Genomic DNA, 24,734 nt, shown 5'->3' on the forward strand with positions numbered 1-24,734 from the left:
ATATCTCTGTAAAATTCGAATCTATTTGAAGAAAAATGTAAAATCCGCAAAAACTTGTGCGGAGTTAGCGTCATCACCCAATCCTTCGATTGAAGACTCAGACATCAAAGGGTGAGAAACAGAAAACTGAGCTGCAAAAACTTCTTCCCAACTAAACTTCATGATCACACCGGCGCCTGCCAGCCGAGCCCAAGAGTTTGATTGATCTTCATTGAAGTTAACAACGCTGCCGTAACCCGCATCCGCTAACAGACCAAATTGCAAGACATCATTAAGACGGGTTCCCGTCGCGATTGTGGGATTCAGCGCTGCAGGAAAATTGAAATACCACTCGCCGCTGATTAGGGCTGCCTGATCGGCGGAGTAATCGCGTACGCTATACGCTCTAACGCCGTTTGCACCGCCTAAAGACAACTGTTCAAACGCTGGCAACAAGCTATCGCTATACTGCCAGCGCGATTTCAACACCAAGCGCGAACTCAAATCGGTAAACGGAAGGGGCACAAAAAACAAACTATTGGTATCGAGAGCAAACTTGTAGAAATCATCCCCACGACCTTCGGCAACCTCATTCTGATGCTGCCCATACTGAAGCTTGACATTGGCGATATTTAACATTTGCGTACTCGTTCCCAGTGCATCGACATAGAACCCGAGCTCTGCACCACGCACATGATCGCCACCACGATAGGTTTCAACCACAGAATCCATATCGGTCTCTTTATCCGTTAGACTGAAGCCGCTGGATAGGTTGAAGTCTCGCGAGCGCCGCCATTTATGATCAACACTCGCGGCATAGGTTTTATTGACCCCGGTTAACTCCAACCTATTGATAATGTCCTCACCGTCATCGGTAAGTTTGAATTGGTTATAGTCGGCTGAAAACTCGAAACGTGTACGAGGACTAAGAGCTGGAAAGCTATATCGAATCTGACCGAGGTTAGAGTTACCTGGAGTATGTGATTTCAAGAAGCCGAGCGTTAGGGTGTCACCGTAACCTAGGGGATTCAAAGCATCGAAAAGCGCATAGGTTCGCTTGTCACCAGTGAAGGTAGAGCCATGATTATCCGCACGCAACGCTAACTTCCAACGCCGCTCCTCACGCACTTTAAGGTTCAAAGCTGTTTCACCGGGGTTATCGCCGGGGGTAAAATAACCGGTAACACCCAACCCCGGAAGGTCATTAAGAAGGTAAAGCCCTTCCTCTACGCTGACATGATCAACCAGTTCGCCAATGTTGTCTTCAAAGGGCGCAGCCAATCTACTTTGGCTGTAGTTTTTTTGGTCATGGGCGACAACTTTGCCTAACACGCCCTCCTGCACCGTCAGCGCAACCACCCCCCCTCAACTTCCTGAGCGGGAATTTGCACCTGCGCCAAAAACAAACCTTTACGTCGATAATAAGCTGTCACTTCTGCAGCAATTTCTTCGATATCCGCATAGCTCATACCTCTATCGGCATTTTGCTGCTTAACGATATTCACCAATCGTTGCAAGTTCTTTGGTGTTACTTGCTCGGGCATTTCCCGCGCCCCAATCTCATTGAGGTAGGCGGCCAGCTCCACCAAATTATCCTGAGTAAAACCGTGAGCGAGCTCCTGATCTTCCTTCATGTATTCACGGCGTAACTTCTCAGTCATTGCCTCAATGTCTGCTTTTGTTATACCCAATTCTGGAAACTCTTCCAATCGAACATAAACAAATTTCTTGACGGAAATGCGCGGGCCTTCCTCGCGCATACTTTGCACGGGAATATCTGTATTCAATTGAGGATCATTAGTTTCGATAGTACGCAACAAAAACTCTTTTGTTACATCCTGCTCCGCTATTGGTGTTACATCATTTTCGAATGCCGATCTAACTGAGCTCCGAAAACTAGACTCCCCGTCGGAAGCCTGGGCTAACACAACACAGGGAGCACTAACACAGCCAATGAATAGCACTGAAGTCATCGCATTGAAAAGCGGCTTCAAACTCGATTTCATATTTTCCATAATATCCATCTATAAATTATTTCTTTGCCTATGCACTACTTCAGTGCTGCATCCCTAACCACACGAAAACCAACCAGCTGCCGTGATGTTTCGCTGTAAAGCCGTTTTGTCGTTGCGAGACAGGCACTCATGGTATCTGAGTGATGACCTCCCACCTCCAATAGCTCGCCGCCATCGCCAATAACTATCTCACTCGCATTACCGACATGATTCACCAAACCAAACTGGTTAGCCTTGCCCAGCTCCGTGGCAATAAAGTCACCACCCTTTTCTATCCCGCCATATTTTAAGTAGCAATTTCTATCTGGCTGTTCGCGCTCGCCATTGGCACTGGCTGCACCGAACCATTCACGATAGGTAGGCAACCGATATTGATACCCAGACTGCTGAGACAACCAAGCTAAATATTGCTGCACCAGCTCAACCGACATACCCACGGCAGGAAGATTCTCACCCGATGAAACCCAGCTACCGCAAGACTTACTGGCCTGACAAAACAAGGAAAACTCTTTACCCGAAACCTCAAAACGACCTATGGCAATCTGCGCTCTAGCCTCGCCATTGACGCGAACCAACGCTGGACCATCCAGCCCATTAAGCAAGCGATCCGAGCAAGAATAACGAGCACCCTTACCACCAGAGCCAGCCTCTAAATGACCGCAATAATCGACTTTAAATTTTGCAATGGTCGCCTGAGCGGGCAGTAGTGATTTGGCGGCATCGACTAAGGGTTGCGCCCTGGAGGGATTTTCCAGCACGAGCGTTTTCAAACAGGTTTCTATTTCCTTGGCCACAATCGGCCGAATCTGCAATGACTTTTTATTATCTAAAGCCTTCAATTCGGCTAAAGAGGCGCTTAACCCAACGCCAATATCCATACTAAAGCCGCAGCGTAATTGACGCTCAATCTTGCTAACGACAAGGTCAATTTTTTTTGCATGCTCTTTTTCTTGTGCTAATTTTTCAGCGCGTCGCTCGGCTTGCTCAAGCGCGGCTAAACGAACCTTCTCGGCATGTTCTTCCTGAGCAATACGCTTCTCTAAATCTGCTTTCTCGGTGAGTAACTGTTGCTTTATCGCCTCGTAATCGTCACCACCTTGCTGCCACGCTTCTGATCTAGCCAGCGCGCGCTCGCCATTACTGAGTTCGGCGGCAGCAATGTACTCTCTTGCCGACGCAAGAAATAACTTAGCGACATCAACACTAACCTGCGACGTAAAATCAGTATCAGCGGGTGCTAAGCCTTGATATTCAGTTAGCTCTAAACGTAAATCCCGCTCCCAATCCACGCTTAGGCTCGCCATAGATAGAAGCCGGGCTATAGACTGCTTTTTATCCGCTATCCGGGACTGTAACAGCTCAGATTGAAGCTTTTGCTCAAGCTCCGCTTTATATACCGCGTCCACAGCCGCTTGCTCTCGATATTGCACAATGAAAGCTGCAGCCAAAGCCGATAAAGACACCACAAGCACCGCGGCGCCGAGCAGCAAAGTTCTTTGACCACCAAAAAATTCGCGCTGAAATGCGGCCGCATCAACCGTGCGCCTTTCCCGAGAAAACTCTAAGGCACGCTCCAACGCCTTCCACTGGCGCCTTGATAGCTGACGAATTTTCCGCGGCCGCATTTTCTGCTGCTGCGCTTTATCTGCAGGCGTCTTGTTAAACGGATGGCGGCCGGTGAACAATTCATAGGCCACACAACCTAAGGCATAGACATCGTCACTCTGGCAAGGCTCCTCACCCTTAAGCATTTCCAGACTGGCATAGGCCGGTGTTAAAGCGCCTAGCGTGCCTGCATCAAACAAGGTTTTTTCGCCTACGGCATCCGTCATGCCGCCAGAGACGGCGCGAGCAATGCCAAAATCAAATACTTTAGAACCTTTCGATTTAGTTACGAAAATATTTCCCGGCTTAAAGTCTGAATGCACAATCCGTTGTGAATGCGCATGCATTAGCGCCGCGGTTACATCTCTTAAGATTTTATGCGCCGTTTCTGGATCTAACCCCTGCCCAGCATTTCGGCGAATTATTTTATCGAGTGGCGCGCCCTCTAAGAACTCCATGGTCATGAAAACCATATCGCCGTCGCGGTCGAAGTCGTAAACCGTCACGATATTTGGGTGCGCTAAGCTCTGAGATTTTCTAGATTCGCGCTGAAGCGAGATAAACGCGTCTGGGTGCTGCTTAAAATCGTCATTCAACAATTTCACAGCCAAATAAGGGTCGCTGTCGCTGGCCTCCACCTTACGCCTATCCAAAGCGCGATATACTGCCCCCATGCCACCCACACCCAGCAAACTAACCAATTCAAAGCGATCTTTAATTAGCGTTTTGCTACTGGGTGGCGCAACCTCCACTGCCGCACCACCAGGGGATGCGAATACAGTTTTATCGAGAGATGTAATAGAGGCAGCGGAATGCTGCTTGGAAGCGGAGGCTTGACGAGATGCAGGCACCCCGACGAACACAGTCGAATCTACACCAGACATAGCCGTGCTGAGGGGCACCCTCGGTGGCATATTGGCTGCGTGCGCCTCGACTTGGGTCGGCTTATCGCCTTTGCGCTTGGCCGCAAGACTAGGAACAACGCGGGTTTTATCTTCAATATCCATATTTTACTCACGCATAACAGCGAGCCCATCCAGGGCGTGACCAGCATCACTCGACAAAGCGCACTAGGTACACTCGTACCCGGTAAGCCAAAGGTTTTTTCGAAAAAAATATGTTACTTGAAATCGAGGGCAACCCCCAAGAAAGTATTAGTAAATTTTCTTCAATAAATACGGATGTACCAAATCATGTCTAATTCAATCCAATTAGCGCGTTTTTTCTCAAAGCGTGAAACAACCAACTACTAAAGAACGAGTAGCTGCGTTAGAATTCGCCGACTCGAACTACTCACCCGAAAATTCTGAACGAGTAAAACGGTATAAAAATGGATTTAATACTGACGGTAATTGCTGAACCCGCCAGCACCAACATGCTAAACCACACCAAGGTCTTTTCCCAAAAAGGCGGTACGCTCGGGCGAGCCGAAAGCAACCAATGGGTGCTTCCCGATCCTAGCCGCGTGGTTTCCTCACAGCACTGCCAAATTAAATTCGACGCATCTAGCTACCTACTGCTAGACGTGAGTACCAACGGCCTGTTCGTCAACGAAAGCGAGCAAGCACTGGGGGCAGACAAGCCTCATGCCCTTAAAGATGGCGATATTTTTACCTTAGGTGACTATAAGTTACGCGCTAATTTGCGCGCCGTGAAAGAGAGCACTAAGTTACCAACGGGTCTCGGGGCGGTGGATTTTCTTGATGCATCAGACAAGACGACCTTTAGCGCAGGCATGGAACCTCAGCTTGAAGCGCAAAAAAATGCTCAACAGTTTGACAGCTGGCTGGACGGCAAAGGCCCTAGCCCAGCGCCTAGCAGCGATGAATGGGGATACAACCACGACAACGCCAGCTCACCCCTAACCAAGCCCGACACCCCAGCTGACCCGCTTGACTACTTTAATCAAGCACCCCAGCCTCATATTGATCCCTTAGCACAGTTCGGAACGCCCTCTGTCTCTCAATCGGCACCAAAGTGGGAAGACGACTGGTGGAAAGAAGGCACAACGGATGATCATGCAGAGCCTCTTAGCCACAACATTTCAACGCCAAAGGCGAAGTCAACGATCCCAGCGCCCTCTAACGAATTTGGCGCACCTAGCATAGCGCCCATCGTTAACCGCACACCGGCAATCCCACCTGCGCCCGTTAACCCAGCACCACAAGAGCATTCGGCGGCAGCAGAGCCAAATCCTTTTGCGGCCTCAGCAGAGTTATTACATGGGTCTACGGCGCCCAATACAGCAGCGCCCAACAACCCAATTCCTGTGCAACAGCCGCGCCCGAGGTCTAATCCAGAACCGCAGGCACCAAGCACCGTACAAACTCCACCGCCTAAAGGCCTAATTGAAGAGCTGGGCCTACAAGAGCTCCCAGCCGCTCAGCAAAGCAAAGCACTCAGCACCTCAATGGGCGTTGTGAAAGAAACTATCGCCCGGTTGATCGATTTATTACGCGCGCGTAACAGCATTAAAAATGAGCTGCGCGTACAGCGCACCATGATACAGTCGGTCGACAATAACCCTCTGAAGTTTTCCGCAACCGCTAACGACGCTATACGCACCATGTTTAGCGGCCAAGGCACAGCCTTTATGGGGCCAATAGAAGCCGTACAAGATAGCTTCGATGACCTGTCAGACCATCAAGTCGCTGTATTGGCCGGCATGAGAGCAGCTTACCAAGCCATGTTTAAACATTTTTCACCGAAAGCGATGGAAGCTAGGTTTGCACAATCAGGTGGCCTTTTAAGTAGTAAACAAGCAAAAAACTGGATTGCTTACAGCGAGTACTACCAATCCCTCACCCGCGATAGCGAGCGCACATACGATGATTTATTCGGTGAAGAGTTTGCTATCGCCTACGAAAAGCAACTTGCTGACCTAAAAAATGCCCGCGCTATGGCAAACAGATCTCGAAAACCGTAATCAGAGGAAATGATGATTTTTTCAAAGCTTAAATTAACTGCCTTTTTGCTACTTTCTGCAGCCGTTATCCTGGGCTGCCAAACAACCCGACGCACGCTGAATTTTGATACCACGGCAAACTTACACTTGCATGCAGCCGGGAAAATCAATCCAGATCAGGATAATCGCTCATCTCCTTTAGTCATTCGAATTTTTAAGCTAGCTGACGCTCGCCAATTCGGCCGAGAAGACTTCTTAAATCTTTACGAAGATGCAGATAACCGCCTAGGTAAAGACCTTATCGACACGATTATCCTGAAGGAACTTGCCCCGGGCGAAACACGCATAGAAAAAATTTCTCTAACCCCAGAGGTCAAATACTTGGGCATCCTTGCGGAGTTCGTGCAATACCAGGACGCCGAAGCCATTGCGCTGGTGGAAATCATTGATCACAAAACAAATGATATCTATTTGGAAATAAAAGGCGCTGAAATAGATGCCTCTAAGCAAAAGCCTTAATGCACTAATAACCCAATAGATACACTGGCTGGAAGGGAAATATATGTCAGCAATGAACAAGGTGGTTTGGTCTGAGGGAATGTTCTTAAGACCGCAACACTTTCAACAGCAAGATCGATACTGGGAGCGATACATCGACGGCCGCCTTGGCGGGTCGAGCGCTTATAGCTGGGGCATTCAAAGCCTAGCGATAGACTCGGAACCACTCGATCTTGGTAAGATTTCCATTACCGAAGTTAAGGCGGTCTTTCCAGATGGCACGCCTTATTGCGCGCCCGATATTGAACTGACGCCTGAGATTCTTGAAATACCTGAAAACACACAAAACCAAATCATCTATTTATGTGTCCCACTAAAACGACCAGGTAACCAAGACTCCATCAGAAATGAGGAAGATTTACCTCAGGCGCGCTACCAAACATTCAACTACGACATTCGCAATAGCACATCGCAATCCAGTGAACCTGCGCGCATACAGATTGGCAAATTGCGCGTCTGCTTGAAATTAGGCTCCGATGATTTAAGTGGCTATGCGGCAATCGGTATCGCTCGGGTCATCGAACGCATGGCTGATAAACCAATTAAATTAGACCGCGAGTTCATTCCACCGATGATGCTTTGCAAAGCATCATCTGGCATAAAAGCCTACTTGGAAGAAGTTATCGGTTTACTCAAGCAACGCGGCGACGCATTAGGGCATAGATTGGCCGACAGTGGCCGAGCCGGGTCCGCCGAAATAGCCGACTATTTATTGCTACAGGTGATTAATCGGGTACAACCTTTGCTGCAACAGTATGCACACCAAGATCAACTACACCCGTTTACGCTATACAGTGAATTGATTCAACTTGCCGGCGAGCTCGCCACCTTTACCGCCGCCTCCAAGCGAGCACCCCAGCTTAACGCCTATCAACACGACAACCTACGAAACACTTACGCAGATCTATTCAATGCCCTGCGGCAATCGCTTAGCACGGTGCTTGAACAATCTGCCGTTTCCCTGTCACTGGTCGAACGAAAATATGGGATTCATGTTGCTCCGATCACTGATCACAGCATGGTGTCCAGCAGTACATTTGTATTGGCGGTAAAAGCCGATGTTCAAACTGAACTGCTGCGCTCTAGGTTTCCCAGCCAGGCAAAACTAGCGCCAGTTGAAACGATACGCGAACTGATAACAACCCAGCTTCCAGGCATACAAATTCGCGCCTTACCTGTTGCGCCAAGGCAAATACCTTACCACGCAGGATTTATCTACTTTGAGTTAGACAGATCCAGCGCACAGTGGAAACACATGCAACAATCTGGCGGTTTCGCTGTTCACTTAGGTGCGAACTTCCCTGGGTTAATTATGGAACTGTGGGCCATTAGGAACCAATAATGAACAATTCTCATCCCCCATCCAATGGCGATAGAACCATTATGATCCCAACGCCTGGGGCTAGACGCGGAAACGCGCCAGCACCCAGCCCCGCACGCGCTTATGCAGCGGCACCGATCACCGATAAAATATCGCTGCGCAAAGGGTTAAACCCCTTAGTTAACAGCGCCATTACGCTGCTAACGTTGGCGATAAAGCTGCGCGTTACGCTGAGTCACGACAAAGCGCCAGAACTGCATAGAAAGCTGACCGAAGAAATACGCAGCTTTGAACAAAAATCACGAGCCGCACATATTCCAGAGGACTCTGTGGTGACCGCGCGCTATTTACTTTGCACCGTGGTCGACGAGATAGTGCTTAATACGCCCTGGGGCGCCGCTAGCGGCTGGAGTCAACACTCGTTGTTAAGCCTATTTCATCACGAAACCTCTGGTGGTGAAAAAAGCTTCACCATTCTGCAGAAGTTGCTGGAAACACCCGGTAAACACGCCGACCTGTTAGAGCTCTTCTATCTCTGCCTGAGCCTTGGCTTCGAAGGCAAATACCGCCTCGAAGCACGAGGACACGAACAGCTAGAAATTATAAGAGACAACCTCTACAAAACCATCGAAAGAATCAGGCCAAATCCGGAACAAGACCTATCGCCACATTGGCAAAGTGACGCTATCCGGCCCAAGCGGCGCATGGATTACTTTCCCACATGGGTTGTAGCTGCCTGCTTCGCCACAGTTCTATTACTGAGCTACAGCACAATGCGCTGGTGGCTCGCGGATACAACTGCACCCATTGCGAATCAAATTCTCGAGCAAGCAGAAAGCAAATAGGCCGAGTGCAACTTATCCACATTTTAATACTCGCGTAAAAATACGTACCTAGGGAGAATGCCGTGAATCGTCTGGCAGCTTTTTTTACCCATAAATGGACTTTGGGAATAATCGGTTTAATTGCTGTATCAATCTTAATTTGGTACGGCGCCGACTACATTAAATTTGGTGCGGACAATCATACGATTGCCTACGGCACGAGAGCCATTTTCATTTCGGCAATATGGCTAATCTGGCTTGTTTGGAATATCAGTAGCTGGCTTGTGGAGCGCAAACAAAACAACGCCTTGGTGGAATCGCTACAACAAGAAAGCGAATCAATATCGCCAGACGAAGAACGCAGTAAAGACGAGCTAGATGCAATAGCAGCGCGTTTTAAAGAGGCTCTTGAAACACTGAAAAAAGCGCGCTTTAAGCGCGGCGGCAGCACAAAATCATTATATCAACTGCCTTGGTATATCATCATAGGCCCACCTGGCGCAGGGAAAACCACGGCCCTACTCAATTCTGGGTTAGAGTTTCCACTGTCTAATGCGCGAGAACAATATTCCCTTGGCGGTGTTGGCGGCACTAGGAATTGTGATTGGTGGTTTACCAACGATGCCGTTTTGATAGACACGGCCGGGCGCTATACAACACAAGACAGCCATCGCACTATCGACAACTCGGCCTGGCACTCTTTCATAAGTCTACTCAGGAAGCACCGCAGAAGGCGCCCAATTAATGGTGCCATACTTGCTATCAGCCTGCAGGACCTTATGGTGCAAACCGCCGAGCAACGGGCGCACCAGGCAAAAACACTGCGGACGAGAATTAACGAACTGCAACAAGAACTGGGTATTCGATTCCCCATCTACCTGACCTTCACTAAATGCGACTTAGTAGCTGGGTTTTCCGAGTTCTTTGCCAATCTATCGCAAGCGGAACGCGAACAAGTTTGGGGCACTAGCTTTCATTTCGACCAAGACAAGGGTTTAAGAGAAGACATTGATAATTACCCTCAAGAGTTTGACAACCTGATAGACCGGCTAAACCACAGATTACTCTGGCGTGTACATCAAGAGCGAAATATAGACAGGCGCTCGGCGTTACACGGTTTTCCCGCACGTATGGAAGCCTTGTCAGAAGTATTAAGTGATTTCATCAAACAAACATTTAGCGAAAACCGCTACGATACACCGCCATTACTAAGAGGCGTGTATTTCACCAGTGCGACCCAAGAAGGCAGCCCTATCGATCGCATGATGGCATCCGTTAGCGCCGACTTTGGCCTCGAGCGGGACATGGGCAAAGCGCAAACAAATACTGGTAAAAGCTTCTTTTTACAGCGCCTTCTAAACGATATTATTTTTCCAGAGTCAGAGCTTGTCGGCGTAAACCGGAAGTTCGAAAACACCTTGATCTGGGGCCGACGCGCGGCATTTGTAACTCTTGCTCTATGCACCTGCGCAACCTTGTTCTTGTGGTTTGGCAGCCTCGCCAACAGTAAGCTCTCAATTGGCGAAGTACAGAATCACATAAAGGATTATCAAGCGCTCGAAGCCACGATCAATACCGAGCCACTCAACCTCGATCAACTAGCCAAAGCTTTTAACGCATTAAAATCGGCCAGTACCGTTTACAACAAGGATGACCACCCCTGGCTTAGTAACCTCGGGCTCTATGATGAATCGATTGACCAAGCGGCCGACCAGCTATACAACAAGAAGCTGAACAACGTTTTTTATCCCTTAATGGTTAGAGCGATTGAGAGTGACTTACAACAGTATCGCAACGATGACGACGCGCTGCTAAAGTCGCTGAAAGCCTACCTTTCGGTATTTGACTCAGCAAAAATGGACCCGCAATTACTGACCAACTACATGGGCGAAAAATGGCAGTTACAACTCAGCGGTAAAGCAGATCTGCAGCAAGATCTAATCAGCCACCTAAGCCAAACATTGGCCCAACCTAAACCAGACAGTCTGACTGCAAACACATCGCTCATTAACGTCAGCCAACAAAACTTACGCCGCATACCGGTTCCGCAGCGACTATTCAATCAACTAAAGGCCAGTGAAACTGGCCAGAAAAAAGTCAACTTAGTCGATGTTTTAGGTGCAGCTAACGCACAAGATATTGGTTTAAGTTATGAGTCAGAAGCGAGCCAAATACCACTTCTTTATACCAAGCAAGGTTACAAAGACATTGACTTTGGCGCCGACTCGGACCTATTAAATAAGCTCGCTGAAGATAGATGGATTTACGGCCAAGATAGCGACAGCGAAAACTTTAGTGACGCAGACAGAAAACAAATTGCCGAGAATGTTAAAAAGCTCTACATGGCCGCTTACGCCAAACAATGGAAGGATTTGATTAACTCGGTACATCTTGCACCTATGAGCTCAACGTCAGCTGGCATTGCACAACTTGAACAACTGTCAGACCCCATTTCCTCTCCGCTACTGGCATTGGTGCAACTGACGGCCGAAAACACAGCGCTAACGCCAAAAATAGAAGTCTCCTTGGATGGTGCGCCTTCAGCCCTAACAAGCGCTGGCGGCCGTACGGCGTCACTCGGAATGAGCGCGGTAAACGCCTTAGGTAGCCAAGTCCAACCAACGCCAGTTGACAGCCAATTTCAGGACATTCAGCACTTAGTGCAGTCTTCAAATAACCGGCCTGCACAAATTCAAGAATACCTCGCCTCTATCCAAGCACTAAAAGAAATGCTCATCGAAATTGACAATGCGCCGGATAGTAATGAGGCTGCTTTTAATATTGCTAAGCAGCGTTTTGATACCGGCGGTGCCGGGCCAATAAAGCAGGTAAGAGTAAAAGCGCAAAGTGCACCCACGCCAATAAATGAATGGCTAAATGATCTAGCTGATGCCACCTGGTCACTCGTGCTCAGAAAGACCAAGCTGCACATTGATCAAGCGTGGAAAGATCAGGTGTACGCGAGCTATATCAACAACTTTAGCAATCGCTACCCCATGGAATCAGCTAACGATTATGAAACTCCCGTGGGAGAATTTAATCGCTACTTCAAACCTGGCGGCACGGAGCAAAGCTTTGTAGCTAGTTATCTCGCCCCGTTTATAGATACGCGCCGCTGGCAAGTACGATCATTGGAAGGCAACAGCGTTGCATTTAACCAAGCAAGCCTGCGCCAATTCCGACGCGCTGACGATATCCGCCGCGCATTTTTTGCAGGCACCTCATCGGCCAGCATTAAATTCAAAATTGAACCCACCAAGCTAGACTCTGGCGTGCGCCTGTTCGCTTTGGAGCTTGGCGATAACAGAGTAAACTACTCACATGGCCCGCGAACGTTAAAAAACATGAATTGGGTTGGCGGCGAAGCCATGCGGGTGCGAATTATTTTTGAAGACTTAAATGAAACGGTACATAGAAAGCACTACGAAGGTGACTGGGCTTGGTTTAGATTGCTAGATGCATCCACCATTGAATCGACGTCTAACGACAGCATTAAAAACATTGTCTTTAAAGAAAATGGCCGCAAAGCTGAATTCAAGTTGATTGCCAATACCGGAGTCAATCCATTCGATCGCAGCTTGCTGTTAAATTACAACTGTCCACAGTACCTGTAGCTAGCCAAGTATGAACAACACCTATGAAATAGGCATTTTTGGAAAGCTGCCTGCCCATGGCGACTTTGTAGAAAGAAACTTGCCGCGGGCATTTGTATCCGTATGGGACGAGTGGTTACAACGCTGCTTGGCAAGCAGCCAAGATAGCGCCGGTGAGCAATGGCTAGACTATTTTCTCACCAGCCCGGTTTGGCGGTTTGGACTGGGCCAGGGTTGCGTCGATAGTAATGCCTGGGTTGGCCTACTTGTACCCAGCGTAGATTCCGTAGGGCGCTACTTCCCCATTACCGTGGTCATTAAGCTGAGCGATCGCGCTGACCCCTTTGACACCCTACTTAACCAAGGTCATATCCTCGATGAAGCAACTGACTTATTAGTGGAGGCGCTTCACACCACTATTGATGTCGATACACTCTGGCAACATTTGAACAGTCTAAAGAACCATTACAACGTAACAAGCTCAGACCAAAGTATGTATTTAGAGCAGCATGGTATTAATCTCTGCCAAACTCATCAGGGTTCAGACGAGAATCGTGCCGCAAAGCTTATCTATCCGCTATCGCGCCTCAACAACGCAAGCTCTAGCTTGTGGATGTGCGATGGCAATGAAGAAATAATGCCCACTATCTTCACAGCGGCAAATCTACCCAATCCTGAGTGCTACCTACCCATGATCACGAACGATTGGAGGCCAATCTAGATTCTCAACGGCAACGGAGAGTCGAATCCAATTTCATACATGAACGAAAGTGCCAAGTACGGAATAATTTCTGTTCTATAGTCGCGAAATGCGGCCAAAAGGCTTCTTAAAAATACGAGACCGGTGTAGTCTAGCGAACCTTACGGAAATTAACTTTTAGCAAACGGTTTCCGACAAGGACGATGGAAAAATCGAGGGAAACGATACAGATGTCATTAGATCACGTTATTGACTTAGATAGCCTCCAAAAGCCAATTTCTGAGGCTAGCCCACAAGGCGCAGACCTACGCACCGATAGATCCCCCACCTCTGCATTCTACGCCATTAAAGACGCCCGCAATGCTGCGCGAGCCGCCGAGAGATCGGCGTTATTTGACGACAATGTAGACTTACTGGCGCCATGGAAAGATGTGGCCCGTCTCGCCCCCGACATTTTAGCCAACATCAGTAAAGACCTAGAAGTCAGCGCTTGGTATACAGAGGCGTTAATTAGATTGCACGGTCTCGCTGGCTTACGGGATGGCTTAGCACTGATTAAGCACTTAGTAACAGAGTACTGGGATGGCCTCTACCCTCAGCCCGATGAAGATGGCATGGAAACAAAAGTTGCGCCTTTAACCGGGCTAAACGGCGATGGCGGCGATGGCACCCTACTGGCCCCGCTTAGAAACATGCCTATTACGCTCGAAGATGCCGGCGGACTCTTCTCCTTCTGGCAGTACCAACAAGCTAGAGATGCTGATCGAATCGTCGACGAAGATGAAAAATCCGAGCGCATCGACGCTATGGGTTATTCACTAAAAAACATAACAGATACGATTTTAAGCACATCTGTAAACGATAGTGTTGCTATTGTCGACACGCTTGAGGAGTGTTTAGATTACTTTAAGTCTACCCAAGCGGCTCTGCGTCAGAACTGTGATAAATTTGCACCGCCGAGCACAAATATTTCTAATCTCCTAGAGGAATTGCTCCGTACCACGCGATTCATGTACAAGGAGAAGCTGGAAGAGAACGAAGCACTCGTTAACGCATCGAATGCAACGGAACAGGAAAACAGCGCCGAGGGAGCCCCTGACATGGACACTGGAACTCCTGGCGTGAAAGTTGTTCAAGGGCCTATCGCCGACAGAGAAGACGCTCTACGTAGGCTCGAAGAGGTTGCCGCCTACTTTAGGCGCTATGAGCCCCACACACCGATAGGCCCAAGCCTAGAGCGCCTAGTCAGCTGGGGCCGAATGACAGTATCCGAGCTCATGATGCAGTTATTACCAGAAGAGTCAGCGCGAGGGTTATTTTCGCAGTTAACCGGTGTAAAGTTAGACGGTAGCGATACCAGCACCTACGTTGCACCACCAAAAGCAAAACCTACAGTCAGCACTGAAAATAAACCCGCGGTACCAGCGTCACAGCCAGCGGAACCTGAAACAGGTAAAATGGGCTGGTAATTTTTTACGAATTTATTTCTTACGGAAAGGAGATCCCAAATGTCCGAAAGCATTCACAGCAAACTAAAACGCGTACGCAAGCCTCGTGTACATATCACTTATGATGTAGAAACCAATGGCGCTGAAGCTAAGAAAGAATTGCCTTTCGTAGTCGGCGTTATGGGTGATTACTCGGGCGACAATGCGGAAAGCCGAAAAGCTTTGAAAGAGCGCAAGTTTGTCCAAATTGACCGCGACAACTTCAACGACGCTATGGCAAAGGTTAATCCAAAGCTTGAGTTACAAGTTGAAAACACACTCGCTGGTGACGGCAGCAAAATGGCGGTAAATCTCGACTTTAAAAACATGGATGCTTTCAGCCCCGAAGCCATCGTCGAGCAAATCGAGCCACTCAAGCAGCTGCTAGAGGCTAGAAATAAATTAAGAGACTTGCTCAGCAAAGCAGACCGCTCTGAAGAGCTGGAGAAAGTACTCGAAGACATACTTAAAAACGCAGATAACGTCACCAATATCTCAAAAGAGCTAGGTATTGGCGACGCTGAGAAGGGAGAATAATCCATGAGTACAGAAGCGGCAGTCGATAGCAATGCAGCAGAAGCCAGCGAATCAACCGTTAGCCTGCTAGAGCAAGCCATAGGCCACACCAAGCAAACCTCACGCGAAGAAGCTCAAGATCTGATCAGTAATTTAACCAAGCAAGTTCTGCAGGGAACTGTATCTTGGGATAAGAACTTAACTCACACTATTAGCTCTGCGGTCAAAGCTATTGACGCCGCAATGTCCAAACAAATCAGTGCAATTTTGCACCAAGAAAAGCTGCAAAAACTAGAGGGCTCATGGCGCGGCCTTAACCACCTAGTTATGAACAGCGAAACAGGTAAAACGCTTAAAATACGCGTATTGAACCTGTCAAAGCGCGAGCTATTTCGCGACCTAGACAAAGCCGTTGAGTTTGATCAAAGCCAGATCTTCAAGAAAATGTACGAAGAAGAATTCGGCACCGCAGGTGGCGAACCTTATGGCGCGATGATTGGTGATTTCGAGTTCAGCAACCACCCAGAAGATATCGAGCTGCTGACTAAAATGTCGAATGTTGCGGCTGCTGGCTTCTGCCCGTTCATCTCTGCCGCGGGCTCAGAAATGATGGGTTTCGATAGTTTTACCGAGCTGTCAAAACCACGCGATTTAGGCGGCATTTTTGAATCAGCAGAATACATTAAATGGCGCAGCTTCCGCGACAGCGATGACTCCCGCTTTGTAACGCTAGTAATGCCTCGCGTGCTATCACGCCTTCCTTATGGGGCCAGCACCAAACCTGTCGAATCATTTAACTATGAAGAGTTCGACCAAGACGACTCGGGCATGTCAAAGTCTGCGAGCCATGACGATTACTGCTGGATGAACGCCTCTTATGTGATGGGCGCAACGCTAACTAAGGCGTTTGCGGAAAACTCTTGGTGTACAGCGATTCGTGGCGCTGAGGGCGGCGGTAAGGTTGAAGGTTTGCCGACCCATTTATTTAAGAGCGATGACGGCGACACAGATATTAAATGCCCCACTGAAATCGGCATTACTGATCGCCGAGAAGCAGAGCTATCTAACCAAGGCTTTTTACCACTTTGCCACTACAAAAATACGGATTACTCGGTATTTTTCGGTGCCCAAACCGCACAAAAGCCCAAGGTTTATGACAATCCAGATGCAACCGCGAATGCATCAATTTCTGCACGCCTGCCCTATCTGATGGCCACCTCGCGTATCGCACATTACCTGAAAGTAATGGCTCGCGATAAGGTCGGTTCATTTATGGAGGCCTCTGACTGTGAGCGTTGGCTGAACAAATGGATTGCTCAGTACACCAACTCCAACCCAGAAGCGAGTGCGGAGATGAAGGCTAAGTACCCGCTAGCCGAAGCGCGCGTTGAAGTTAAAGAAATTCCAGGCCAGCCCGGTTCATATAGCGCGATTGCGTATTTGAAGCCATGGTTACAAATGGAAGAGCTGACAACTTCCATGCGTATGGTTGCAAACATCCCAACACCAAGCTAACTGGTCGCCGGGCCGCCTAGGCGGCCCGGCTGTTCCCCGGTAAAAATCTCATTTAAAGGTGACCTTGTGTCTGCGCTTATTGATTCAATACAGAGCACGGCACTTAATTCCAATACCCAAAAGCCCATGGATCAAAATCACTCACCATCCATGTCAAGCGCGCTAGATTCATTTCTAAACGAATCAAGCCTAACGGAATCATTCAGAATCTGGCTCGGCTCAATCACCCAGATTAAGCCAACGCTCAACCACACTGCCCGACATATCCTGTGTCAACAAATTGCCCAGATTGATGAACTTATCTGCGACCAGCTCAACCAGGTAATTCACGCCGCCCCACTGCAGGCGATGGAAGCACGCTGGACGGGATTATGGCAGTTAATCGATAGCGCGAGCTTGGCGGAAAACGTCAAAATTAAGCTGTTAGATGTATCTTGGAAGGAATTAGTCAAAGATATAGAGCGGGCACCAGATATAGATCAAAGCGCCTTGTTTCATTTAGTGTACAACCTTGAATTTGGCACACCCGGTGGCGAGCCTTTCGGTGTATTGCTCGGCGATTACGAAATTAGCCATAAGTCTTCAAGCAGTCACCCCTATGACGATGTACACACACTTCAAGGAATTAGCAGAACTGCGGCCGCAGCATTTGCTCCGTTTATCTGCGGTGCCGCGCCGGAACTTTTCGGCCTAGACAGTTTTGACACCCTAGGTATGCCGCTACGCTTGCAGGAAGTATTTAGCCAAAAAGAATATATACGTTGGCGAGCATTGAGAAAGCAAGAAGATAGTCGCTTCGTCGGCATCACACTGCCTCGAGTACTGTTGCGAAAGCCTCATAGCACTAAGTTTAGCGCGCTCAATGGCATAAAATTTAAAGAAGAATCAGGTAAAGGCAACGACAACTACCTTTGGGGTAATTGTTGCTTCGCCCTCGGCACTGTCCTCATTCGAGAGTTTACAGAGGTCGGCTGGTTTGCACATATACGCGGCGTGCCCAGAGATTACCTTGGCGGTGGTTTAGTTACTCGCTTTCCATCCTTAAGTTACGCCACCGACACCAAGGCTGGCCGTACAAAAATGATCACCCAAGTACTTGTCACAGATTTCCAGGAGCGAGAGCTGAGCGAACTGGGCCTGATCAGTCTATGTCATAGCTACGACACGCCCTACGCTTGCTTTAACTCAACGCCTTCATTGCAAGCTGCGCGAGAGTATGAAAAAAGCTCTGCCAACGCCAACGCTAGAATCAGCGCTATGTTACAGCAGGTACTTTGCGCGTCTCGATTTGCACAGTATATAAAAGTGATGATTCGCGATAAAGTTGGCGCCTACATCCGCGATAAAGAGTGCGAGCGATTTATTCAAAAATGGCTCGATCAATACACTACCGGAAGAGATGACCTATCTTGGGAGATGCTCGCGCGCTACCCGCTGCGCGAAGCCAGAGTTGAGGTGAATGAGGAACCGGGGAAGCCCGGCGTATACCAAAGCATCATTTATCTGAAAACACACTACACAGTGGATCAATTGGTTTCTGAATTAAAATTAACCACGTCGTTAACGTCGGCGGGTTTTGGGGCAATAGGATAACATCGTGTACTCAGATACCGACAAAAAGCTGCTATCTCCTGTATTAGACCGTTTACTTGGTGGAGAAAGCTCGGCAAACGCCAATCAACCACATCAAATTTTGAAACAGCTCAGAGAGAGCGTGCGCAGAGACCTCGAAACGCTTTTTAATACTCGATATCGCTGCATATCAACCCCTGCAAACTGCGTAGAGCTAGAAACAGCTGTTATAAATTTTGGCTTGCCCGATATATCGACTATCAATCTATCCGCGCAGGAACATCGCTTAAAATTTTGTCGCGATATAGAGAAAACTATACTGGCCTTCGAACCAAGAATTAAATCTGTAAAAGTTCAGTCAAACCATAAAATCGACCCAGAAAACCCCTGCGTAAAATTCAGGGTTGAGGCCATTTTGCACACAAACCCTGCACCTGAGTTAATCATTTTTGATTCAGCTCTCGACCTGGTAACTCAATCCGTCGATGTATCAGAGATAATGTAATGAGCGACGAACTGCTTCTTCAATACGAAAGAGAACTAGCCTTCATTAACCAAACGTCTGGTGAGTTCGCCAAGAAATATCCGTCAACGGCGTCCAGACTTCAGCTTTCAAGTGATACAGTTGACGACCCACTCGTGGGCAAACTCCTGTCTGGCTTTGCCTACCTGAACGCAAGAGTGCAACAGAAGCTCAACGATGATTTTCCTGAGCTAACGGATGCCATGCTAGACACCCTCTACCCTCACTACCTTCGACCCTTCCCTTCAGCCTGTATCGTTCAATTTGAAGCTGAACCTCAGTTAGATGAGATTGTGAGAATTGATAGAGATTTTTTGCTTGAATCCGATAGTTTTCAGGGCAACAGCTGTAAATTCACCACCTGCTATCCTGTTGACGTATCACCCTTTTCTGTCACGAGCGCAAGCTTGATGTCTCGACCATTTATCGCACCCGGCTCAAACGATATATCCGGTGCCGGCGCGGTCATTAAAATCACGCTCAAAACCGATGATAGCTCTATCGCATTTTCAGAGCTGGCACCCGATAAAATACGTTTTTTTCTGAAGGGGCTACCACAACACATCCACCCACTATATGACTTAATTTTCACCAAAGCACTAAGAGTGGTGATAGCAAAGAGTGAGATGGATCCAAAACCCATATTCTGTACGACGTCTATGATAAAGCCAGTTGGGTTTGACAGCACAGATAGTTTAATTCCCTACCCAGATACTTCTTTTACTGGCTATCGCTTGCTGACAGAGTATTTTTGCTTTCCAGAAAAATTTCAATTTATCGAGTTCAGCGGCGTTAACGAATTACTCGGTGATAATTACGGCGATGAGCTATCGCTTTATATCTATTTAACAGAATCAGATTCTGAGTTAGAGCACCAACTTAATGCCGATATGTTTGCACTTGGCTGCACCCCGGCGATCAACCTCTTTAAGCAACCAGCCGACCCAATTCCTCTTACTCAAACCGAATACGCCTACCACATCGTTCCGGATGCTCGCCGTACGGAAGCACTAGAGATATATTCTGTGGACCGTGTTACCGCCATTGACAGCAATGGCCAAAGCACAGAGTTTAAGCGCTTTTACGGAATTGATCACAAACAGTCAAACGCCAATGCTGCCTATTGGTTTAATCGACGCTATCCCGTTGTAGAAGGGGAACATCTAAATGAATCTGCCAGTGAGATGGATATCACCCTTGTGAACTTAGGTTTCTCGCCTTACAGCGCGTCGGATTTAACACTGGATATTGCACTAACCTGCACAAATAGAAACCTACCTAAAAGACTACCCGTTGGTGGCGGTAAACCTTTGCTTACCGTGGTTGAAGGAAGTGCGCCGGCAAAGCAAATATCTTGCGTTGTAACACCAACCCAAACTATTCGTTCAGACCAACGAGAAAGGGCCTATTGGCGCTTAATATCCCACCTAAATTTAAACCACCTTTCCTTAAGTTCAGGCGGTGGGTCTACCGAGGCGCTTAAGGAGATACTAAGGCTATATGACTTCAAAAATTCAGCATCGAGCCGAAAAATTGTTGAGTCAATAAGTCGAGTACGAACGGCACCCATGACAGCACCTATTCAGGTAGAGGGCATGGTGTCACTTTGCCGTGGAATGGCCATTGACTTAGAGCTGGACCCTCAAATGCTACGGGGCGTAAGCAGCGTGATGTTTGCCACTGTATTGGAGAGTTTTTTCGGACTTTATTGCTCGATAAACTCATTCACGCGCTTAAAGGTTTCACACACAGGACAAGATAAGGAGTTTAAGAAGTGGCCACCACGCGCCGGCGAAAAAGCCTTACTCTAGTCGACCAATTAAAAAGCGAGCCCAACCGCTTTGAATTTTTTCAAGCGGTAAGGTTGCTTGAAACCGCGGCTGCTCAAGATCATAGCGGGCAGTATGCACGCGCTCCGGTTGCTATTCTCGCGCAACCGAGTAAAGAGTCTATTCGCTTTAAGAGCAATAACCGATTAGCATTCTCTGGTAGCGATATTTTATCACTCGCGACCGAGCCAAACGGCTTAATTAGCGACAGCGGTGAACAGCAAATACGCTGGGTGATGGACCTAAGCTTTATCGGTCTGACCGGGGCCCAAGGCGTACTCCCTTACCGTTATTCTGAACTTGTATTGCAGGAAATTAAGGACAAAAATTCCGCGCTAGCTGACTTCCTAGATCTTTTCAACCACCGCAGCGCCTCCCTCTATTTCCAAGCATGGCACAAATATCGCCTGCCTGTTAATTACGAAAGAAATAGACAGTCCGATAAAGGTGGCATTGATAAATTCACTGACGCCTTATACTCACTCGCCGGCATTGGCACCTCAGAGCTTCAATATCGCCTGCCTTTTAACGACGAAATTATTGCTGGCTTCTCTGGCGGCTTAGGTCGCAATATAATGTCAGCCGATGTTCTAAAAGGCATGATAAAGCAGCTCTTCCAACTCAACGTCGACATCGAACAATTCAAAGGCCAATGGCAACCGCTCGACCCTGAGGTTGCATGCCGTCTACCGGGCGAAGAGTGTTTGGATGGCGTTAACAACCAGCTAGGCGTCAACAGTATTATCGGTAGTTACTGCTATCACGCTCAAAGTAAATTTAGCGTGGTTGTCGACCCCCTTCCCTACAAACGCTTTATGGAGCTTGCACCAGGGACAAAAAAATTGGAGGCACTCAGATCGTTTATTCGATTTAGCGTAGGCATCGATCTAGAGTTCGACATATCCATCACCACCGCGCAAAATCAAGTTCCGCCCACACGCCTTGCCAACGAATGCGACTATCAACCCGCACTCGGCTGGAATACCCACCTCTACGCTCAAGATGAAGTTGAAATTGAGTCGATGAAAATCAACCTATCACAAGAAACAGAGTCTCCCGAAGAGGGTTTAAAACTCATTACATCGCAATAAGGATATTCATATGATAAACCTAAACTTAAAATCGCTAGTCGATAAAATGGCGCCACAGATGCGCGACTCCTTAGAAGGAGCCGCTGGGTTTTGCCTTGGGCAAAGCCATTACAATGTTGAAATTGAACATTGGATGCTAAAAATCCTTGAGCAACGCGATTCGGATTTAGCCGCCATATTGGAAAAGTTTGAGGTTAATTTAGCTGAGTTTGCAAAAGACTTAGGCACCGCCGTTGCAAAATTTAAATCAGGAAACACCAGGCCCGCATCACTGGCTCCAAACTTGGTAGACGCAGCTAAATACGCGTGGATGCTCGCCTCCGTCGAGTACGGTCACAACGCCATAACGACTGGGCACTTACTTACCGCCGTACTTCTCGATGAAAAGTTGCGCGATCAAGTATTTTCTAGCAGTAAACAAGTTCGCACCATTGCTCCAGAATCAGTGCGAGAAGTTGCACGTGGGTTAATAGGTGCGGGTACTGAGCTTCCGCAAACCAGCGGCTTTAACGCTGAAAGTTCTGTTGCCAACGCAGGTTCTACGTCTAAAACACCGTCTCTCGATAAATACACCGTTAATTTAACGGAACGCGCTAAGCAAGGGACCATCGACCCTGTTTTAGGGCGAGATGAAGAAATTAGACAATGTATTGACATATTGACGCGGCGGCGACAAAACAACCCCATACTGACGGGTGAGGCCGGCGTTGGTAAAACCGCCGTGGTGGAAGGGTTTGCATTGCGAATTGCCAGCGGCGACGTGCCCGAACCGTTACGCAACGTGACTGTGCGCACCCTTGATCTCGGCCTACTTCAGGCTGGCGCCAGCGTAAAAGGCGAATTTGAAAATCGCCTCAAATCTGTTATCGAAGAAGTCCGGGCCTCACTTTCGCCGATTATTCTATTCATTGATGAAGCCCATACAATGATTGGAGCCGGTGGAAAAGAGGGCCAAGGCGACGCCGCCAATCTACTCAAGCCCGCGCTTGCACGCGGGGAGTTACGCACTATTGCGGCGACTACTTGGGCCGAATACAAAAAATATTTTGAGAGAGATCCTGCGCTTACCCGCCGCTTTCAGGTTGTCAAAGTAGAAGAACCTGAAGAAGAGAAAGCAATCGACATGATGCGCGGAATCGCAACCTCCCTCCAAGAGCATCACAAGGTTCGCATACTCGATGAAGCCATTATTGCGTCAGTGCGCCTTTCGCACCGTTATATTCCAGGACGTCAGCTGCCAGATAAATCGGTAAGCCTATTGGATACCGCCTGTGCGCGCGTGGGGTTAAGTCAATCGGCAACGCCTGGAGCCATCGAAGATACAACCCGTATTATTCAGCGCTGCGACACGACTTTATCCCGCCTCAAACGCGAACATGCTGCATCAAACGCACAACAAGACGATATATCGGCAATTGAAGCGGAAAAAGCCGCAGCTGAATCTAAGCTACTGGAGCTCGAACAACAACTGAAAAAAGAAACGCAGTTAGTCGATGAAATTAGAGCAGTTCACCAAAAAATTGACGACAGCTTTTCAAATAATACGGCAATCGACGACGATGCGTTAAGATCATTACAAGAAAATCTAGCAACACTCTCCAGCCAACTTAAGGAAATTCAAGCTGACGCGCCTCTAGTGCAGGCCGCGGTAGACGAACAAGCCATCGCCGAGGTTATATCTAACTGGACCGGCATCCCTGTTGGCAAAATGGTCAGCGATGAAATTAGGAGCGTGCAAGCACTTGCCTCACGTATGGGTGAGCGCGTCATTGGCCAACCACATGCGCTGGAAGCTGTGGCGCAAGCCATTCGCACATCTCGCGCAGGCCTAACAGATCCACGAAAGCCAGTTGGGGTATTTCTGTTTTGCGGCACCAGCGGTGTGGGTAAAACTGAAACCGCACTGGCACTTGCCGACGAACTTTTTGGTGGCGAACAAAATATCACCACAATAAACATGTCGGAGTTTAAAGAAGAGCATAAAGTGTCTATGTTGCTTGGCTCACCTCCGGGTTATGTTGGTTTCGGCGAGGGCGGCGTATTAACAGAAGCCGCACGGCGCAAACCCTATTCAGTAATATTGCTCGATGAAATGGAAAAAGCACACCCTGGAGTTCAAGACATTTTCTATAGTCTTTTCGACAAAGGCACGATAAAAGATGGTGAAGGCCGAGACATTGATTTTAAGAATACGGTCATCATCATGACTTCCAATGCCGGTGAAGAAGCGATAAGCGCAATATTTAATCAAACTGAGGAAAAGCCAGAGCCCGATGTACTACTGGACAATATTCGCCCCTACCTATTAAGGCATTTTAAATCTGCATTTATGGGGCGGGCTAACGTCGTTGCTTACTACCCCTTGGATGATGATGATCTAATGAAGATCTCAGCAATCAACCTTAGGAAAATTGAAAAACGCCTGGCCAGTCATTACGGCGCTAAATTTAGCTACGATGAAGATGTACTGGTACATATTGTTGCTCGCTGCCAAGAATCAGATACCGGTGCACGCAATATCGAAAACATCCTTAACCGCACACTATTACCGTCTATGGCATCAGAATGTTTAGATAAGCTCGCTGACGGCTTAAAAATCAACAATGTGCACGTAGGTGTGACCGAAGAAGGTGAATTCACTTACCAGGTTTCTTAATCAGCTAAAAAGGGCTGCAAACGCAGCCCTTTTTTATTGTATCTA

The 24,734-nt window shown here is 48.1% G+C and carries 17 protein-coding genes; 14 read left to right on the forward strand and 3 right to left on the reverse strand.

Features of this window, described 5'->3' with window-relative positions; genetic code table 11:
- Nucleotides 1–21: 21 nt before the first annotated feature.
- Genes QWY82_RS15560 through QWY82_RS15570 form a run of 3 tightly spaced genes read right to left on the reverse strand, consistent with a single transcriptional unit; the run spans nucleotide 22 to nucleotide 4,606 of the window.
- Nucleotides 22–1,311 (reverse strand): ShlB/FhaC/HecB family hemolysin secretion/activation protein, encoded by a 1,290-nt coding sequence (locus QWY82_RS15560; RefSeq protein WP_290264209.1) that lies wholly within the window; start codon nucleotides 1,309–1,311, stop codon nucleotides 22–24.
- 14 nt (nucleotides 1,312–1,325) lie between these two features.
- Nucleotides 1,326–2,003, reverse strand: coding sequence for a POTRA domain-containing protein (locus QWY82_RS15565; RefSeq protein ID WP_290264210.1), 678 nt, complete (start codon nucleotides 2,001–2,003; stop codon nucleotides 1,326–1,328).
- Between the two features lie 26 nt (nucleotides 2,004–2,029).
- Nucleotides 2,030–4,606 carry a bifunctional serine/threonine-protein kinase/formylglycine-generating enzyme family protein gene (locus QWY82_RS15570; protein WP_290264212.1) on the reverse strand — a complete coding sequence of 859 codons (2,577 nt, stop codon included), beginning with the start codon at nucleotides 4,604–4,606 and terminating at the stop codon, nucleotides 2,030–2,032.
- A gap of 323 nt (nucleotides 4,607–4,929) precedes the next feature.
- Here QWY82_RS15570 and tagH point away from each other — a divergent pair, with 323 nt between their 5' ends.
- The 14 genes from tagH to tssH all read left to right on the forward strand — a co-directional run bounded on the left by tagH (nucleotide 4,930) and on the right by tssH (nucleotide 24,689).
- A complete protein-coding gene (gene tagH / locus QWY82_RS15575; protein WP_290264214.1) occupies nucleotides 4,930–6,525 on the forward strand; it encodes a type VI secretion system-associated FHA domain protein TagH in 1,596 nt (531 codons plus the stop codon).
- 9 nt (nucleotides 6,526–6,534) lie between these two features.
- Nucleotides 6,535–7,023 carry a type VI secretion system lipoprotein TssJ gene (gene tssJ, locus QWY82_RS15580; protein ID WP_290264215.1) on the forward strand — a complete coding sequence of 163 codons (489 nt, stop codon included), beginning with the start codon at nucleotides 6,535–6,537 and terminating at the stop codon, nucleotides 7,021–7,023.
- 43 nt (nucleotides 7,024–7,066) lie between these two features.
- On the forward strand, nucleotides 7,067–8,404 hold the full coding sequence (tssK, locus tag QWY82_RS15585; RefSeq protein ID WP_290264218.1) for a type VI secretion system baseplate subunit TssK: 1,338 nt from the start codon (nucleotides 7,067–7,069) through the stop codon (nucleotides 8,402–8,404).
- Nucleotides 8,404–9,228, forward strand: a complete 825-nt coding sequence (gene icmH, locus QWY82_RS15590; protein WP_290264220.1) for a type IVB secretion system protein IcmH/DotU — start codon at nucleotides 8,404–8,406, stop codon at nucleotides 9,226–9,228. Before tssK ends, icmH begins: the two co-directional genes overlap by 1 nt.
- Before the next feature lie 62 nt (nucleotides 9,229–9,290).
- Nucleotides 9,291–12,821 carry a type VI secretion system membrane subunit TssM gene (tssM, locus tag QWY82_RS15595; RefSeq protein WP_290264221.1) on the forward strand — a complete coding sequence of 1,177 codons (3,531 nt, stop codon included), beginning with the start codon at nucleotides 9,291–9,293 and terminating at the stop codon, nucleotides 12,819–12,821.
- A 10-nt stretch (nucleotides 12,822–12,831) separates the two neighbouring features.
- Nucleotides 12,832–13,521: a type VI secretion system-associated protein TagF gene (gene tagF, locus QWY82_RS15600; RefSeq protein ID WP_290264223.1), complete on the forward strand. Its 690-nt coding sequence runs from the start codon at nucleotides 12,832–12,834 to the stop codon at nucleotides 13,519–13,521.
- Nucleotides 13,522–13,730: 209 nt separating this feature from the next.
- The gene (tssA, locus tag QWY82_RS15605; protein ID WP_290264225.1) at nucleotides 13,731–14,969 is read left to right on the forward strand and encodes a type VI secretion system protein TssA; all 1,239 of its coding nucleotides are present in this window, start codon (nucleotides 13,731–13,733) and stop codon (nucleotides 14,967–14,969) included.
- Nucleotides 14,970–15,008: 39 nt separating this feature from the next.
- On the forward strand, nucleotides 15,009–15,524 hold the full coding sequence (tssB, locus tag QWY82_RS15610; RefSeq protein ID WP_290264227.1) for a type VI secretion system contractile sheath small subunit: 516 nt from the start codon (nucleotides 15,009–15,011) through the stop codon (nucleotides 15,522–15,524).
- Nucleotides 15,525–15,527: 3 nt separating this feature from the next.
- Entirely contained in the window at nucleotides 15,528–17,018 is a 1,491-nt protein-coding gene (tssC, locus tag QWY82_RS15615) for a type VI secretion system contractile sheath large subunit (protein ID WP_290264229.1), read from the forward strand.
- Nucleotides 17,019–17,084: 66 nt separating this feature from the next.
- Entirely contained in the window at nucleotides 17,085–18,611 is a 1,527-nt protein-coding gene (gene tssC, locus QWY82_RS15620; RefSeq protein WP_290264231.1) for a type VI secretion system contractile sheath large subunit, read from the forward strand.
- Between the two features lie 4 nt (nucleotides 18,612–18,615).
- Nucleotides 18,616–19,095: a type VI secretion system baseplate subunit TssE gene (gene tssE / locus QWY82_RS15625; RefSeq protein ID WP_290264233.1), complete on the forward strand. Its 480-nt coding sequence runs from the start codon at nucleotides 18,616–18,618 to the stop codon at nucleotides 19,093–19,095.
- Nucleotides 19,095–20,924: a type VI secretion system baseplate subunit TssF gene (gene tssF, locus QWY82_RS15630; protein WP_290264235.1), complete on the forward strand. Its 1,830-nt coding sequence runs from the start codon at nucleotides 19,095–19,097 to the stop codon at nucleotides 20,922–20,924. The genes tssE and tssF overlap by 1 nt, the downstream gene beginning before the upstream one ends.
- A complete protein-coding gene (tssG, locus tag QWY82_RS15635; protein ID WP_290264237.1) occupies nucleotides 20,888–22,033 on the forward strand; it encodes a type VI secretion system baseplate subunit TssG in 1,146 nt (381 codons plus the stop codon). Before tssF ends, tssG begins: the two co-directional genes overlap by 37 nt.
- A 10-nt stretch (nucleotides 22,034–22,043) precedes the next feature.
- Nucleotides 22,044–24,689, forward strand: a complete 2,646-nt coding sequence (gene tssH / locus QWY82_RS15640) for a type VI secretion system ATPase TssH (protein WP_290264239.1) — start codon at nucleotides 22,044–22,046, stop codon at nucleotides 24,687–24,689.
- The last annotated feature ends 45 nt before the right edge of the window (nucleotides 24,690–24,734 follow it).

Source organism: Simiduia curdlanivorans (genome assembly GCF_030409605.1).
In the GTDB taxonomy this organism is placed as follows: Bacteria; Pseudomonadota; Gammaproteobacteria; order Pseudomonadales; family Cellvibrionaceae; genus Simiduia; species Simiduia curdlanivorans.

Excerpts from the sequence above, each read along its gene's own strand:
- QWY82_RS15565 (WP_290264210.1), bottom strand. The coding sequence starts at position 2,003 with ATGGATATTATGGAAAATATGAAATCGAGTTTGAAGCCGCTTTTCAAT.
- QWY82_RS15570 (WP_290264212.1), bottom strand. The coding sequence starts at position 4,606 with ATGGATATTGAAGATAAAACCCGCGTTGTTCCTAGTCTTGCGGCCAAG.
- tagH (WP_290264214.1), top strand. The coding sequence starts at position 4,930 with ATGGATTTAATACTGACGGTAATTGCTGAACCCGCCAGCACCAACATG.
- tssJ (WP_290264215.1), top strand. The coding sequence starts at position 6,535 with ATGATGATTTTTTCAAAGCTTAAATTAACTGCCTTTTTGCTACTTTCT.
- tssK (WP_290264218.1), top strand. The coding sequence starts at position 7,067 with ATGTCAGCAATGAACAAGGTGGTTTGGTCTGAGGGAATGTTCTTAAGA.
- icmH (WP_290264220.1), top strand. The coding sequence starts at position 8,404 with ATGAACAATTCTCATCCCCCATCCAATGGCGATAGAACCATTATGATC.
- tagF (WP_290264223.1), top strand. The coding sequence starts at position 12,832 with ATGAACAACACCTATGAAATAGGCATTTTTGGAAAGCTGCCTGCCCAT.
- tssA (WP_290264225.1), top strand. The coding sequence starts at position 13,731 with ATGTCATTAGATCACGTTATTGACTTAGATAGCCTCCAAAAGCCAATT.
- tssB (WP_290264227.1), top strand. The coding sequence starts at position 15,009 with ATGTCCGAAAGCATTCACAGCAAACTAAAACGCGTACGCAAGCCTCGT.
- tssC (WP_290264229.1), top strand. The coding sequence starts at position 15,528 with ATGAGTACAGAAGCGGCAGTCGATAGCAATGCAGCAGAAGCCAGCGAA.
- tssF (WP_290264235.1), top strand. The coding sequence starts at position 19,095 with ATGAGCGACGAACTGCTTCTTCAATACGAAAGAGAACTAGCCTTCATT.
- tssH (WP_290264239.1), top strand. The coding sequence starts at position 22,044 with ATGATAAACCTAAACTTAAAATCGCTAGTCGATAAAATGGCGCCACAG.